The sequence below is a fragment of the Klebsiella sp. ZJOU C1 genome, assembly GCF_035620215.1.
In the GTDB taxonomy this organism is placed as follows: Bacteria; Pseudomonadota; Gammaproteobacteria; order Enterobacterales; family Enterobacteriaceae; genus Klebsiella; species Klebsiella variicola.
Genome location: NZ_CP141644.1, coordinates 2,543,675 through 2,558,786, shown reverse-complemented (window position 1 = coordinate 2,558,786; position 15,112 = coordinate 2,543,675). Strand labels below are relative to the sequence as shown.

The 15,112-nt window shown below is 59.6% G+C and carries 15 protein-coding genes; 10 read left to right on the top strand and 5 right to left on the bottom strand.

Annotated features, from left to right (window positions below; translation table 11 throughout):
- The first annotated feature begins 163 nt into the window (after positions 1-163).
- On the top strand, positions 164-976 hold the full coding sequence (locus SPE70_RS12135; protein WP_032754288.1) for a trypsin-like serine peptidase: 813 nt from the start codon (positions 164-166) through the stop codon (positions 974-976).
- Here SPE70_RS12135 and SPE70_RS12130 read toward each other — a convergent pair whose 3' ends face one another.
- The 3 genes from SPE70_RS12130 to kpnE form a co-directional block, all read right to left on the bottom strand.
- Positions 977-3,133, bottom strand: a complete 2,157-nt coding sequence (locus tag SPE70_RS12130) for a putative bifunctional diguanylate cyclase/phosphodiesterase (RefSeq protein WP_136047367.1) — start codon at positions 3,131-3,133, stop codon at positions 977-979.
- Between the two features lie 107 nt (positions 3,134-3,240).
- Positions 3,241-3,570 (bottom strand): multidrug efflux SMR transporter subunit KpnF, encoded by a 330-nt coding sequence (kpnF, locus tag SPE70_RS12120; protein ID WP_008805028.1) that lies wholly within the window; start codon positions 3,568-3,570, stop codon positions 3,241-3,243.
- Positions 3,557-3,919, bottom strand: coding sequence for a multidrug efflux SMR transporter subunit KpnE (gene kpnE, locus SPE70_RS12115; RefSeq protein ID WP_008805029.1), 363 nt, complete (start codon positions 3,917-3,919; stop codon positions 3,557-3,559). The genes kpnF and kpnE overlap by 14 nt, the downstream gene beginning before the upstream one ends.
- A gap of 441 nt (positions 3,920-4,360) precedes the next feature.
- Here kpnE and SPE70_RS12110 point away from each other — a divergent pair, with 441 nt between their 5' ends.
- The 9 genes from SPE70_RS12110 to mdcH all read left to right on the top strand — a co-directional run bounded on the left by SPE70_RS12110 (position 4,361) and on the right by mdcH (position 12,680).
- Positions 4,361-5,395 carry an AI-2E family transporter gene (locus SPE70_RS12110; protein WP_008805030.1) on the top strand — a complete coding sequence of 345 codons (1,035 nt, stop codon included), beginning with the start codon at positions 4,361-4,363 and terminating at the stop codon, positions 5,393-5,395.
- A 225-nt stretch (positions 5,396-5,620) separates the two neighbouring features.
- A complete protein-coding gene (gene mdcA / locus SPE70_RS12105; protein WP_022065717.1) occupies positions 5,621-7,276 on the top strand; it encodes a malonate decarboxylase subunit alpha in 1,656 nt (551 codons plus the stop codon).
- Complete coding sequence (locus SPE70_RS12100; protein WP_048964078.1) at positions 7,276-8,118, top strand: triphosphoribosyl-dephospho-CoA synthase; 843 nt, start codon at positions 7,276-7,278, stop codon at positions 8,116-8,118. Before mdcA ends, SPE70_RS12100 begins: the two co-directional genes overlap by 1 nt.
- A gap of 17 nt (positions 8,119-8,135) precedes the next feature.
- On the top strand, positions 8,136-8,435 hold the full coding sequence (gene mdcC, locus SPE70_RS12095) for a malonate decarboxylase acyl carrier protein (RefSeq protein WP_048271688.1): 300 nt from the start codon (positions 8,136-8,138) through the stop codon (positions 8,433-8,435).
- A complete protein-coding gene (locus SPE70_RS12090; protein WP_008805034.1) occupies positions 8,428-9,261 on the top strand; it encodes a biotin-independent malonate decarboxylase subunit beta in 834 nt (277 codons plus the stop codon). The genes mdcC and SPE70_RS12090 overlap by 8 nt, the downstream gene beginning before the upstream one ends.
- The gene (gene mdcE, locus SPE70_RS12085; RefSeq protein ID WP_012968318.1) at positions 9,261-10,061 is read left to right on the top strand and encodes a biotin-independent malonate decarboxylase subunit gamma; all 801 of its coding nucleotides are present in this window, start codon (positions 9,261-9,263) and stop codon (positions 10,059-10,061) included. Before SPE70_RS12090 ends, mdcE begins: the two co-directional genes overlap by 1 nt.
- 136 nt (positions 10,062-10,197) lie before the next feature.
- Positions 10,198-11,157 carry an AEC family transporter gene (locus SPE70_RS12080; protein WP_012541868.1) on the top strand — a complete coding sequence of 320 codons (960 nt, stop codon included), beginning with the start codon at positions 10,198-10,200 and terminating at the stop codon, positions 11,155-11,157.
- A 3-nt stretch (positions 11,158-11,160) separates the two neighbouring features.
- Positions 11,161-11,778: a malonate decarboxylase holo-ACP synthase gene (locus SPE70_RS12075; RefSeq protein ID WP_064170113.1), complete on the top strand. Its 618-nt coding sequence runs from the start codon at positions 11,161-11,163 to the stop codon at positions 11,776-11,778.
- Positions 11,778-12,680: a malonate decarboxylase subunit epsilon gene (gene mdcH / locus SPE70_RS12070; protein WP_042948611.1), complete on the top strand. Its 903-nt coding sequence runs from the start codon at positions 11,778-11,780 to the stop codon at positions 12,678-12,680. Before SPE70_RS12075 ends, mdcH begins: the two co-directional genes overlap by 1 nt.
- Here mdcH and SPE70_RS12065 read toward each other — a convergent pair.
- Together SPE70_RS12065 and SPE70_RS12060 are read right to left on the bottom strand one after the other, a co-directional pair.
- Positions 12,670-13,596, bottom strand: a complete 927-nt coding sequence (locus SPE70_RS12065; protein WP_032735501.1) for a LysR family transcriptional regulator — start codon at positions 13,594-13,596, stop codon at positions 12,670-12,672. The two genes, mdcH and SPE70_RS12065, sit on opposite strands and share 11 nt — an antisense overlap.
- Positions 13,597-13,766: 170 nt before the next feature.
- The gene (locus SPE70_RS12060; protein WP_032732935.1) at positions 13,767-14,951 is read right to left on the bottom strand and encodes a multidrug effflux MFS transporter; all 1,185 of its coding nucleotides are present in this window, start codon (positions 14,949-14,951) and stop codon (positions 13,767-13,769) included.
- Positions 14,952-15,112: the final 161 nt, after the last annotated feature.

Sequence of the window (15,112 nt, the reverse complement as noted above, 5' to 3'; positions counted from 1 at the left end):
CAGCTGGTATTAACCGCTTGAAATCAGACGGTTTTGCCAGCGGCAGCGTCAGCCCGTCTCGCCTGATGGCAACGGTTTGGCCTGCTTAGAATTATTGTTTACTTTCAAAAACTTAAATCTCCTGCTACTGTCAATAGACATCATAGCCTCCCCAGAGAGTGATATGCGTAGAGACGTTCTGTTATTGCTGTGTTCATTTTATCTGTTACCTCTGGGCGCACATGCCGATGATAGCGGACTGAGCGCCAAAGATATTAAGACGCTGTTTTTCGGCCATGATGACCGAAAAGCGGTGAGCCACCCCGAGGAAAGCCCGTGGGATGCGATCGGCCAACTGGAAACCGCCAGCGGCAATCTGTGCACAGCGACGCTTATCTCCCCTCACCTGGCGCTGACCGCTGGCCACTGTCTGTTGACGCCTCCGCGCGGCAAACCGGACAAAGCGGTTGCTCTGCGCTTTATTTCGCGCAAGGGCGGCTGGGTATATGAAATTCACGGCATTGAAGGGCGAGTGGATCCGGCCTTAGGTAAGCGCCTGAAGGCCGATGGCGATGGCTGGATCGTGCCCTCCGCCGCGGCGCCGTCAGATTTTGGCCTGATCGTACTGCGCTATGCTCCCTCGGGCATCACGCCGATCCCACTCTTCCCGGGTAGCAAGGCCGATCTCACCGCTGCGCTGAAGGCAGCGGACCGTAAAGTGACCCAATCGGGATATCCGGAGGATCATCTGGATAATCTGTACAGCCATCAGGATTGCATCGTGACCGGCTGGGCGCAAAACAGCGTGCTGTCGCATCAGTGCGATACGCTGCCTGGTGACAGCGGGTCGCCGCTGCTGATGAAAACGGAGGACGGCTGGCAAGTGATCGCCGTGCAAAGCTCCGCTCCCGGTCCGCAGGATCGCTGGCGGGCTGACAACCGCGCCATTTCGGTTACCGGCTTTCGCGATAAGCTGGAAGCACTGGCCGGAGAGTAATCACCCCTGCGACTGACGCCGCTGCAGCAGATCGGCGATCGGCATCGGTTTACTGAAATAGTACCCCTGAAGCCGGTCGCAGCCGGCCCGCCGCAGCAGCGTCAGCTGCTGCAGATCCTCAACCCCCTCCGCCACGACCGTCATCCCCAGCGCGCGGGCAATGCGCACCGTCCCGCGCACCATCTCCGCCGCCTGTTCATCGCTGTCCACCCGCCCGGCGAGAGATTTGTCGATCTTCAGGCTATCAAAGCGAAAGCGGCGTAAATAGCCAATACTTGAGTAGCCAGTGCCAAAATCGTCCAGCGCCACGGCAATACCCTGGGCCTTCAGATTCTCCACCACCGCCTGCGAACGTTCCGGATTTTCCAGCACATAGCTCTCCGTCACCTCCACCTGCAGGCGCGACGGCGGAAAGCGGCAGGCCGCGACGGTCTTCATCACCCGGTTTTCAAAAGCCGGGTCGCGAAATTGCGCTGGCGAGATGTTCACCGACAAAAGGAGATCGTCAACCGGCTGCAGGTCGCTGCAGGCGCGTTGCAGAACGAACTGCCCGAGGGCATCAATCAGGCCGCTGCTCTCGGCGATGGCAATAAACGCATCCGGCGCCAGCGCCCCCTGCGGGCGTCGCGGCCAGCGCAGTAGCGCCTCCACGCCGGTCATCGCCAGGGTATCGGCATCGACCACCGGCTGATACCAGACCTCAAATTCATCCTGCTCCAGCCCCTGGCGGATGCCGTTCTCAATCATCAGTTGATGACGCCGCACAGCATCCAGCGCATCGTCATACCAGGCCGTCCGCCCCTTCCCGCTCTTCTTGGCGTGGTACATGGCGATGTCGGCCCGGCGAAACAGCTCGGTACTGGAACATTCCGCCGGGGCGCCGCTGGCGATGCCAATGCTGGCGCCGATATAAATTTTGCGTTTGCTGAGCGTCACTGGCGCTTTCAGCAGCTCCAGCGCTGCCCAGGCGAACGCCGCCGCCCGGTCAATCGCCTTTGCGCCGCTCACCGCCATGGCGAACTCATCCCCGCCCATCCGCGCCAGCATGGCCCCCGTCGGTACCCGCGTCTGTAGGGCGCTGGCGATATGGCGGATCAGGGCGTCGCCGACATCATGACCATAGTTATCATTGACGTCCTTAAAACCATCCAGATCGATAAACACCACGCACTGAATATCGTGTTTCCCCGTCTCGCATACCTGGCTTAACCGCAGCAGAAGCGCTCGCCGGTTAGGCAGACGGCTCAGCCAGTCAATCATGGCTATCTCCCGCGCCTGACGCTCCCCGCGCGCCAGCTTATACATGCCCAAACTGCTAAAAAGGATAAACAGCAGGATCAGGCTGGCCGCCACCCCGGCGATCAGTCCCATGCTGCCTGACGAGGCCTGCGCCGCTTCAGCGCCAGGCAGGCGCGGCTGCCAGGCCAGGTATCCCAGCACCTCACCCGCCTGCGTTCGCAGCGGAATACGGTAGGCGCCAGGACCCTCGGCGAGATGCAGATGACGAATCTGAAAGGTGTCACCCAGGCGCTCCAGCAGTTGGGGGCTGATATGCCGGGTTATCACCAGATAGCGCCGCGTCGCATCAAATACCTGAAGCCGACCTGTCGTTGGGCGTATCAGGCCGATGCCGACAAAGGCGATCCCGGCCTCCGTGCGCGTGATACCGGCAAAGGCGTTTTTTCCCTCACGCAATGCTTGCGCATGAGTGTGGATCAGACTGGTCAGCCCAGCCCCTAGAAATGAGAGGTCAGTCCGGGGCAGCACCTGGCTCTGAAAGGCGCCCCACAGGATACGATAATGTTCATCGAGGACAAAGGTGCCATCGTACAGGTTATTGATTTTGAAGCCTGATCCCCAGGAATCGTACAGCCATTTCTGATCGAGTGACGGGGCGTAGGTCTGCGTTACCGCGTCATCCCAGATGGCATTGTCCAGCACCAGCGACAGCACCCGATTGACCGAGGTCTGTACCGCCCCTTCCACCGACAGCACCGAACGCTGCTGATCGATTTCATTAGATTTGCTGGCAATCAGGTGTTGTGAGAGATACAGCAGAGAAATGACCGACGCGGTGAGTCCAAGGCCGGCGAGGAATATCATTATTGACAACGTCCTGGCGGAAGGAATTTTCCGCCAGCCGAAAGCAGTGAACATGCGCAGTCCTCATCGTCACCAGGCACACTATCAGCGAGGGGCTGATCTTGAGTTAAGCATACTACAGAGGACCTGTTTTGCCGCCTGGCTTTGCAGGCGGCGAGACGTCAGGCGAGTTTAATTAACACCATGCCGGCCACCAACAGGATGAGCCCCGCCCAGCCTTTGTTATTCAGGCGCTGACCAAACAGCACCCAGCCGGCGGCGATGGTCGCCGCGATACCGAAGCCGCCCCACAGCGCATAGGCGACCGAGAGATCGATCCCTTTAACCGCCTGCGACAGGGCGCTGAACGCGCCCAGCACCGCCGCCAGGGACAGGATGCCGTAGACTTTGCGGCGGAAGCCATCGGAAAACTTCAAAAAGACGTTGGCAATGATTTCAAGCACGATGGCGACGGCCAGCCACGCGGCGTGGATCCACTCAAACTGCTGCATGGGCCACCTCCTGCTTTGACGACGCTTTTTTCTGGGTGCCGGACTTAATTAAGACGATCCCCACCACCAGGGTGGTCAGGCCGGCGATCTTCAGCGGCGACAGGCTTTCATCAAACAACAGCACGCTAAACACGGTAATCAGCAAAATGCCGATCCCTTCCCATAGCGCGTAGGCCACACCCAGGGCAATTTTTTTAACCGCAAAGGCAAGAAAAATATATGACAGAGCAATCATGGCCAGCATTAAAATAAAACCGGTATGACCACCGCTCACGCTCGCCCATTTCATCGACAAGGTGCCGGTAATTTCAGCAACAATAGCTAAAGCTAATAAAATCCAATAAAACATGATCCCTTCTCCTGCTTGAGAATATAATCCATTACCGTTTACGCGAGGCGTAAACAGGAAAATTTCTGACGTAGATTTCGCTGTGCGCTTGGCGCCAGCTCAGGCAGAGAGAAGGTGACTATAGCGCCGAATGCCAGTGCTGCTCGCCGGCAAAACGGGAAAAAGAGAGAGAGACTACGGGGTGGTTTAAAATATACATCCTGAACTGATTGTCCATAAAATTACAATTATCCGCGGTGTTGCTTCTCGTCCGTTGCGGATGAAAATTGTCCTCAGTAGTTATACACAGATAAATTTGTAGCATAGTGCTACATTTAATTCAAAGAATTTGCAATTCTTTACGCCGCCGTTTTGCTTCAATGCGTTTTTTCTGCAAAAAAACGTCATTATGCTAATGTAACGCAACCTGTTAATAGGCAAGGAAGATTGAGGTCGGGACCTATGGCTAAACCCATTATTACACTTAACGGATTAAAGATGGTCATCATGCTGGGCATGCTGGTGATCATCCTTACCGGCATTCGCTTTGCGGCGGACATTATTGTCCCCTTTATTCTCGCCCTCTTTCTGGCGGTGATCATTAATCCGTTGGTACAACTGCTGGTCCGCTGCCGGGTCCCGCGCGTGCTGGCGATCTCGATGCTGATTGGCCTCATCGTCATGCTGGCCATTGTGCTGCTGGCCTCGCTGGGGACCTCGCTTAACGAGCTGGCGCGCACCTTACCGCAATATCGCAACTATCTCTACGAGCCGATGCAAACCATCGCCCCCTGGCTGCAGCGCATGGGGTTCACCGTCTCGGTGGTGGAGCTGAATAAATACATCGACCCTAACGCGGTGATGACGCTGGTCACCAGCCTGCTCACTCAGCTGTCGAACGCGATGTCCTCGATTTTTCTGCTGCTGCTGACGGTGGTATTTATGCTGCTGGAGGTCCCCCAGCTTCCCGCCAAGCTGCAACAGCTGATGTCCCGTCCGGTTGAAGGGATGGGCGCCATTCAGCGGGCCATCGACAGCGTGTCGCATTATCTGGTGCTGAAAACCGCGATTAGCCTGGTGACCGGCCTGGTGGTCTGGGGCATGCTAGTGCTGCTGGACGTGCGCTTCGCCTTCATGTGGGGACTGTTGGCCTTCGCGCTCAACTATATTCCCAATATTGGCTCCGTGCTGGCGGCCATCCCGCCGATCCTGCAGGTACTGGTGTTTGGCGGGCTGTACGAGGCGCTGGTGGTCCTGGCCGGCTACTTGATCGTCAACCTGGTGTTCGGCAACATTCTGGAGCCACGGGTGATGGGACGTGGCCTGGGGCTCTCCACGCTGGTAGTGTTTCTGTCCTTGATCTTCTGGGGCTGGCTATTGGGCCCGGTCGGCATGCTGCTGTCGGTGCCACTGACGATTATCGCCAAAATTGCCCTCGAGCAGACCAGCGGCGGTCAGAGTATTGCTTTCTTATTAAGTGATGTCAGTAAAGAATAACCCCTTCCCACGGCCGGCCGTGTACCGGCCGGCTTCCTCACCTGCGCTCTTCCCTTAGACCACTACGCCTTTCGTATTATTGATCCCTATCACAAACGGTAAGACCCAATCGTTACTCTAAAGCTAACAATTAGCCGCCGTGCTTAATTGATGCGCAGCGCCGCGCATCGCACACTAACTTCCACCAGGACAAACAAAACGATTTGTCGAATCAGGAGGTTAACAATGAATGCTGAACAAACGACGGCGCGGGTCTGGAACCGTCGCCGGACGGAAAAACAGCGGCGGCTGGCCGAAGCGAAGATCGCCGGCAAAGTCATCCCCACTGACCAGCTGGTCAGCGTACTGGAAAATCTGCTCGCCCCGGGCGATCGGGTGGTGCTGGAAGGCAACAACCAGAAACAGGCTGATTTCCTCTCCCGCATGCTCGCCGAGGTCAATCCGCAAAAAATTCACGACCTGCATATGATTATGCCCAGCGTCGGGCGCAGCGAGCATCTGGACCTGTTTGAAAAAGGCATTGCCCGTAAACTGGATTTCTCTTTCTCCGGCACCCAGAGCCTGCGCATTTCGCAGCTGCTGGAAGATGGCCTGCTCGAAATCGGCGCCATCCACACCTATATCGAACTCTACTCCCGCCTGTACGTTGATCTGTCGCCAAACGTCGCGCTGATCGCGGGCTATAAAGCCGACCGCAAAGGCAACCTGTACACCGGGCCAAGTACTGAAGATACCCCGGCGCTGGTCGAAGCCGCCGCCTTCCACGATGGCATTGTGATAGCCCAGGTCAACGAACTGGTGGACGACGAATGCGATCTGCCGCGCGTGGATATTCCCGGCTCGTGGATTGATTACGTGGTGGTCGCCGACAAACCGTTCTTCATTGAACCGCTGTTCACCCGCGACCCGCGCCTGATTAAGCAAGAACACATTCTGATGGCGATGATGGCGATCAAAGGCATCTACGCGGAGCATCAGGTGCAGTCGCTTAACCACGGTATCGGCTTTAATACCGCTGCCATTGAACTGCTGCTGCCCACTTATGGCGAACAGCTCGGACTGAAAGGCAAAATCTGTAAACACTGGACGCTGAACCCGCATCCGACCTTAATCCCGGCCATCGAGAGCGGCTGGGTGGAGAGCGTGCACTGTTTCGGCGGCGAACTGGGGATGGAAGAGTACATCCGCGCCCGCCCGGATATCTTCTTTACCGGCCCGGATGGCTCAATGCGTTCCAACCGCGCCTTCTGCCAGTTGGCAGGTCAGTACGCGGTAGATATGTTTATCGGTTCGACCCTGCAGGTTGATGGCCTGGCTAACTCCTCCACCGTCACCCGCGGCCGCCTATCCGGCTTCGGTGGCGCGCCGAACATGGGCCACGACCCGCACGGTCGCCGCCACGCCACCCCGGCCTGGCTCAATATGATCACTGAACCAGACCCGATGCAGCGCGGGAAAAAACTGGTGGTGCAGATGGTCGAAACCTTCCAGGCCGGCGTGAAACCGACCTTCGTTGAAACGCTCGACGCGGTCGACGTCGCCAAAACCTCCGGCATGCCGCTGGCGCCGGTGATGATTTATGGTGATGACGTGACTCACGTGCTGACCGAAGAAGGTATCGCTTACCTGTACCGCGCGGAGAGCCTTGAAGAGCGCCGGGCGATGGTCGCCGCGGTGGCCGGGATCACCGATATTGGCCTCGGGGTGGACGCCAAACGCGTCGCCGCCCTGCGCCAGAGCGGCAAAGTGGTCTACCCGGAAGATATCGGCATTCGCCGTAGCGATGCCACCCGCTCGCTGCTGGCGGCCGGCAGCGTCGCCGACCTGGTGGAGTGGTCCGACGGACTGTACAACCCACCGGCAAAATTCCGGAGCTGGTAATGAAAAATCTCTCCCCCCTGCACGCAGAAAGCCGCATCAGTTGGCTGGCGCATACCGCCAGCGCGTGTCTGATTGACGAAGCCCGCCTGAGTCCGAAACCGGGTCTGGTCGATAGTCGCGGCAACGGCGCGCATCAGGACCTGACGCTGGCACTCATGGAACGCTCCGCCCGCAGCCTGCAGCCGACCTTTCACGCGCTGGCGCAGCAAAGCTGGCAGCGTCCGGCGGATATCGCCCTGCGCGAAACCGTCGGCCGCCTCGGTCGCGAAGGTGAAGCGCAGATGATGATGGCGACAGGTGGAGTTAACACCCACCGCGGCGCCATCTGGGCGCTGGGCCTGCTGGTCAGCGCGGTGGCGATGTTGGGTGGAGAGGGTCAATCACAGGCGATCGCCGCCGCCGCCGCCGCCCTCGCCCGCCTGCCTGACGGTTTCGCGCCGAAAAGCTTTAGTAAGGGTCTGCGCGCCAGCCGCCGCTGGCAGGTGCCGGGCGCACGCGAGGAAGCGCAGCGCGGATTTCCGCATGTTACCACCCTGGCGCTGCCGCAACTGCAGCAAAGCCGGGCGCGAGGCGCCAGCGAGCCGCAGGCGCGCCTTGATGCGCTGATGGCCATCATGACCTCGCTGAGCGATACCTGCGTGCTGTCGCGCGCCGGCATGAACGGCCTGCACGCTATGCAGCAAGGCGCTCGCGAGGTTCTGGCGGCGGGCGGTTGCGCCAGCGTCGCCGGTCGCGCCGCGCTGTCGCGCCTTGATGCGCAGATGCTGGCGCACAACGCCTCGCCGGGTGGCGCGGCCGATCTCCTTGCCGCCACCCTGTTTCTCGACCGGGTTGCCGGCTAACGCATTCAGAGGATGTTATGGAACAGATTACATTGTCATTTCCTGCCAACCGCGCCCTCAGCGGCAAAGCATTGGCAGGGGTCGTAGGTTCAGGCGATATGGAAGTGCTTTATACCGCCGCACAGAGCGCCACGCTCAACGTACAGATCACTACCTCCGTGGATAACAGCCAGGCGCGCTGGCAGGCGCTGTTCGACAGGTTAAACCTGAGCAACGGTCTGCCCGCCGGGCAGTTGATTATCCACGACTTCGGCGCCACGCCGGGCGTCGCCCGTATTCGTATTGAACAAGTCTTTGAGGAGGCCGCTCATGCGTAACGATCGCAGCTTTATCGAACTGCGCGCTCGCGAACGCGCCCACGCCCTGCTGGACGACGGCAGCTACCGCGAACTGCTGGATCCGTTTGAAGGCATTATGTCGCCGTGGCTCGGCGCACAGGGAATCGTCCCGCAGTCCGACGACGGTATGGTGGTCGCCAAAGGCACGATCAACGGCCAACCTGCGGTGGTGATTGCCATCGAAGGCACCTTCCAGGGCGGCAGTATGGGTGAAGTCTCCGGTGCCAAAATGGCCGCCGCACTGGAGCTGGCGGCGGAAGATAACCGCAACGGTATCCCGACCCAGGCGGTACTGTGCCTCGAAACCGGCGGCGTACGTCTGCAGGAGGCCAACCTCGGTCTGGCCGCCATCGCCGATATTCATGCCGCGATTGTCGACCTGCGCCGCTACACCCCGGTCGTCGGGATCATTACCGGTACCGTCGGCTGCTTCGGCGGCATGTCCATCGCCGCGGCGCTGTGCAGCTACCTTATCGTCACCCGTGAAGCCCGTCTCGGCCTCAACGGCCCGCAGGTTATCGAGCAGGAAGCCGGCATTGAAGAGTACGACTCCCGCAACCGGCCGTTTATCTGGAGCATGACCGGGGGTGAAATTCGCGCCGCCAGCGGACTGGTCGACGCGCTGGTTAACGATGGCGTTAACGCCGTTAAAACCGCAATGAACGAGGCGATCGCCAAAGGCGTACCGGTACAGCACCGTAGCGACAACTATGACGATTATCTGCGTCGCTTGAGCCAGTTCGATACCCGCCAGCAGGCGGATACCGCGCAGATTAAACAGCTTTTTGCCCGGGAGGATAAATAATGAGTCAGTTCCCAAACCGCGCCGCGCTGTGGCTGAATAAACTGGCGCCCGACGCGCCGCTGATGAGTGGTCTGTGCCCTTCGGTGCAGGTCGCAGATGGCCAGATTGATGGCGAAAGCGTCCGCTTTATCGCCGTGGTGCCAGACGCCAACAACCACTACCCGCGCGCCGCCGGCGGCGAAGTCGGCTTGCTGGAAGGCTGGACGCTGGCGAAAGTGGTCAATGAAACCATCGCCGCTGACGCCGACCAGCCTGTCAAACGGCCGATCGTCGCGGTAATTGATGTCCCAAGCCAGGCCTATGGCCGCCGCGAAGAAGCTTTCGGCATCCACCAGGCGCTAGCCGGGGCGGCAGGCGCCTACGCCAAAGCCCGTCTTGCCGGCCACCCGGTGATTGGCCTGATTGTCGGAAAAGCGATGTCCGGGGCGTTTCTGGCCCACGGCTATCAGGCCAACCGCCTGATCGCCTTTAACGATAGCGGTGTGCTGGTCCACGCGATGGGGAAAGAATCGGCAGCGCGCATTACGCTGCGTACCGTGGAGGCGCTGGAGAAACTGGCGGCGACAATCCCGCCGATGGCCTACGACGTCAGCAACTATGCGACGCTCGGCCTGCTCTCCGCCCTTCTGGATATTAATAATCCGGATGCGCCAGACGAAGGCGATCTGTCGCTGGTCAGCCGTACCCTGCGCGACGCCATCGCTGACGCGCGCAAAGATACCTCACTGAAGTGCCGCCTGGGCGCGGAAAACCGCCGCAGCTCACAACTGGTTCGCGATCGCATGCGCGCCAGCTGGTAAGACGTTCGTACGTAAGTAGTAGAAGAAAACCTGCCGGAAGCTGTCCCCCGGAGCGCGGAATACACGCTCCGGGAAGGGACGGCTTTTAGAAAAAATAACAATCGCGCCAGTACTCTATTTTATTTACAGGTGATTTATGACTTATGTGATTATTCATGCTCTTGCCCCGATTTTCGTCATTATGCTGCTGGGCTTCTGGGCCGGTAAGGCCGGGATGGTAGATAATAAAAATGTCTCCCTGCTCAATATCTTTGTAATGGATTTTGCCTTACCCGCCACGCTGTTTAGCGCCACGGTACAAACGCCGTGGGCCGGTATCGTCGCCCAGTCGCCGCTGGTGCTGGTGCTGACCGGCGCGATGTGGATCACCTATGCCGCGATCTACTTCCTCGCCACCAGCGTGTTCAAACGCACGCCGCAGGATGCCGCGGTGCTGACCCTCACCGTCGCCCTGCCAAACTATGCCGCGTTGGGTCTGCCGATCCTCGGCAGCGTGCTGGGTGAAGGCGCGTCAACCTCGCTGTCGGTGGCGGTCTCTATCGCCTGCGGCTCGGTACTGATGACCCCGTTCTGCCTGCTGATTCTGGAACGTGAAAAAGCCCGCGCCGCAGGTGAAAACAGCGGTTCTACGCTGGCGATGCTGCCGGTGCTGATGTGGCGTTCGGTGAAAAAACCGATCGTCTGGGGCCCGCTGCTTGGGGTGGTGCTTTCCGCTATAGGCATTAAAATGCCGGAAATGCTGCTGGCCTCCATCAAACCGCTGGGCCTGGCCGCCACCGCCGCCGCGCTGTTCCTCACCGGGGTGATCCTGTCGGCACGTAAACTGCAGCTCAATGCGCTGATCGCCACTTCCACCATCGTGAAACTGCTGGTGCAGCCGTTTATTGCCTGGGGTCTGGTGATGCTGCTGGGTCTGCACGGCTCTATCGCCATTACCGCGATCCTGATGATTGCCCTGGCCGCCGGCTTCTTCGGCGTGGTCTTCGGCAACCGCTTCGGCGTCCAGTCTCCTGATGCTGAAGCCGTGCTGCTGTTAAGCTCGGTTCTGTGTATCCTGTCGCTACCGCTGTTTATCTCTTTGACTTCAGGACTGTAAACCATGTCATCAACGCCGCGTCCCCACGATTTACTCTGGTTAAACCACGCCAGCGCCCTGGAAGCGATTGCCGAGCCGTGGGTGGCTCAGCAGTGGCGAGCCGCGCTGCCGGTGGTGGTGAGACGCGACGTTGATGACCAGGCCCGCATCCCGGTGGGGGTGCGGGGCATGAAGCGCGAGCAGCGCGCCGCCGGTTGGGTCCAGGCGTACAATATCGTGCGCTGCGTGACGCCGGAAATGCTGGTGGAGCGCGAGCGTCTGCTGGGCTCCCCTTTTGTTTCACAGCCGCCGGTTCAGGCGGCTATCGCCCTTACCTTACACCCCTGGTCCTGGCGCTGGGGCGTCACCGGCAGTACCGGCTATGCGCTGGCCACTGAGATCCCGGTACTCCATGCGGCAAGCGATCTGGATCTGCTGATCCGCGCGCCGCAGCCGCTGGATCGCGAGGCGCTGCGCGAGTGGCAGGCCCGTGTGGCCCAACTGCCGTGCCGCGCCGATACCCAGGTAGAAACGCCCTACGGCGCCTTCGCCCTTAATGAGTGGCTGCGCGATGGCCGTGCGCTGCTGAAAACATCCCATGGCGCACGCTTAACCGCGACGCCGTGGCACAGGGAGGAATGATGAAGATTTTATTTACTTTTCCCGGTCAGGGCGGCCAGCGCCCCGGCATGCTGGCGGCCATCCCCGATCGCGAGGCTATCTTCACCCAGGCGCGCGCCGTGCTGGGGGATGAAGTCGCTACTCTCGATAGCGCCGACGCGCTAAAACACACCCGTGCGGTACAGCTCTGTCTGCTGATCGCCGGGGTCGCCTGGGCGCGCGAGCTACAGCGCCAGGGCGTGGATCCGCAGATGGTCAGCGGCCTCTCTATCGGCGCGTTTCCGGCAGCGGTGATTGCCGGCGCGCTCGATTTCGCCAGCGCGTTGCGGCTGGTGGCGCTGCGCGGCGATTTAATGGAGCAGGCTTATCCCGAAGGATACGGGCTGACGGCGATTATGGGGCTGACCCGCCCGCGGGTTGAGGCGCTGATGCAGGGCCACGAGGTTTATCTCGCCAACCTCAACGCCGAAACGCAGATCGTGATCGCCGGACGCGATGAGGCGATGGCCGAGGTGGCGCAGCTGGCGCTGCGGGCTGGCGCCAGTAAAGCCCAGCGGCTGGCGGTCAGCGTGCCCTCGCACTGCGCACTGCTGGATAAACCCGCCGCAGCGCTGGCAAAAGCCTTTGCCGACGTCACCTTAACGCGCCCTCAGCGCGCCTATTTAAGCGGCTCGACGGCGCGCGTGCTGTGGGATCCACAGCGGATCTCTGACGATCTGGCGATGAACATGGCGCGCACCGTGCACTGGCAGGAGGCGATGATCGCCGCCGATGAACGCGACGCCAGGCTGGCAATCGAGATGCCGCCCGGCGGGGTGCTCACCTGCCTGACCCGCCAGGCGGGCTGGCGCGGCGAGACCATTTCGCTGGAGCGCAGCGGCGTAGACGTCGCCCGCCATCTGGCGCAGCGGCTTAGCGATTAATACTGCGGGCGTACATCCGCCCTTCCGCCGCCAGCGCCAGCAGGTCGGCATCGCGCTCGCGATGGTGCGAATAGACGATAGAGATCAGCTGGCGCATCTGATAGGGTTCCGCCAGCTTTAACAGCTGCACATCGTTTTCATAAACTTTCTTCATGCGTCCCGGCAGCAACGCGAAGCCAACCCCTGCCTGCACCAGACTTATCATCGAAAAGATATCATTTACCCGGGTCACAATTTCCGGCTCAAAACCGGCTACCTGAAAAGCCTCCTGAAACCCGGCATAAGTCGCAAAGCCTTCCGCCAGCGAGACAAATTTGCGATCGGCGTAATCGCGCAAGTCGGCGAGCTGCGAGGTATCCAGCTGTTCCGTCGCCGGCGCGGCGAGGAAGATATCGTCTTCAAACAGCGGCACCACGTCGAAGGCAGAATGATTGTACTCGCCTTCATTGGTGGCGATTAAGATAGCATCCAGCGCATCGTCCTCCAGCATATCCAGCAGCATCTGGTTAGAGCCCATGGTCAGATCCAGCTCCAGCTCCGGGCGACGCAGCTTCATCCCCATAATGATGCGCGGAACGGTTTCCAGCGTCAGCGAATAGAGGGTACCGATGCGCAACCGTCCCTGACCGACGCCGGCGACTTTACGCGTCGCCTCAAGCCCACGGCTCATCAGACTCATCACATCCTGGCAGTATTCAAGCAGCGTCCACGCCGCCTGCAGCGGCAGCAGGTTGCGCCCTTTGTGAACAAACAGCGGGCAGCCGACCCCCTCTTCGAGCGTATGCAGCGCGCGGTGCACGCTAACGCTGCTGAGCTTCATGGCTTCGGCGGTTCTGGCGATATTGCCCTTCGCCATAAACATCATAAAGACCGACAGCTTGCGGAAGGTGATCTCCTGGTTGATATCGTCTTTCATAGCCCTTCCACACTCCTGGTTATCGTTTTTCTTCAGTAATTCAAGGCAGTATAACAATAACCCTCACGTCCGTTTTGACCGCAACCGCTAATTATCGTCAATATTCTCCGCGTTGTCGGTTCGCTTACTCGCCAGCCGGGAAATCAACTTGTCTCTATGAACTCAATTCATTAATCGACGCGCCGATGGAGCCACGCCAAAAGCAGGCTGGCGAGCGTAAAAGCGGCCATGATCCACGCCATCGTCCACGGCGTACCGTCGTGGAGCCATGCCAGCAACAGCGAAGATATAATGCCGCTGCCATACTGCAGCGAGCCGATCAGCGCCGAAGCGGAACCGGCATATTCACCGGCCTCATCAAGCGCCGCGGCGGTTGAGGTGGCGGCAATCACCCCATTCATTGAAAAGAACAGGAAAATACTCACCACAATCAGCGCCACGCCGCCGATATGCAGACGCACGCCGGCTGCCAGCACGACGACGGCAATCGCCGATACCGCCAGCGCCGCCTTCAACAGCGAACCTAACGCATGGCGCTGCACCAGACGACGATTGACCACGCTCATCAGCATAACCCCAACGATATTGACCGCGAACAGCCAGCCGTAGTGCTGCGGCGCAACGCCGTAATAGCGAATATAGACATCCGGCGAACCGGTGATAAAAGCGTAAGCCGCGACGTAAAAGAAAGTCAGACTGAGGGTATAACGCATAAACGTCCGGTTTTTTACCAACGCGGCGTAATTGCGAAACGCGCTAAGCGGCGATCCTTTCTGCCGACGCTCTGGCGGCAGAGTTTCCGGCAGCCAGCACAAGGCGATAAACATCAGAGCGCCAATCACCACCAGCAGCCAGAAAATAGTGTGCCAGCTGGTGAATTTAATCATCTGCCCGCCGATCAGCGGCCCGGCAATCGGCGCAATCGCCATCACGATAGTCAGCGTCGAGAGCATCTGCGCGGCGCGGGTACGAGCAAACAGATCGCGAACCATCGCCCGCGCCAGCATCGGCCCAGTGCAGGCGCCAAGCGCCTGAAACACGCGCCAGAAGACAATCTGATCGATGGTGGTCGACAGCGCGCAGCCGGCGGAGCCGATAATAAATAGCACCATGCCGATGAACAGTGGCGTGCGACGCCCCAGCCGGTCACTTATTGGCCCCCACACCAGCTGCGCCAGCGCAAAGCCAATCAGAAATCCGGTGATCGTCAGTTCGGCATCACCGTGCAGTTGCGCGGCCATCATCGGCATGGCCGGCAGATAGATATCGGTGGAGAGCGAAGTAAAGGCCATCAGGCCGCTTAAAATCAAAATAAAAAGCGCCCCGCTGGTGGCGCGCTGATGCGATGAAGTCATTATGGTATCCGTTAAGGAGAGGAAAGCGGTGAAGTGACTGGCTATTTTAGCCGTTTCGGGGTAACGGATAATCCCCGGAAATCATAACAGGGTTATGAGCATCATTCATAAATAGCGGCAGGGAAATGTGGATGTAAAAAAGGGAAGACCGTGGTCTTCCC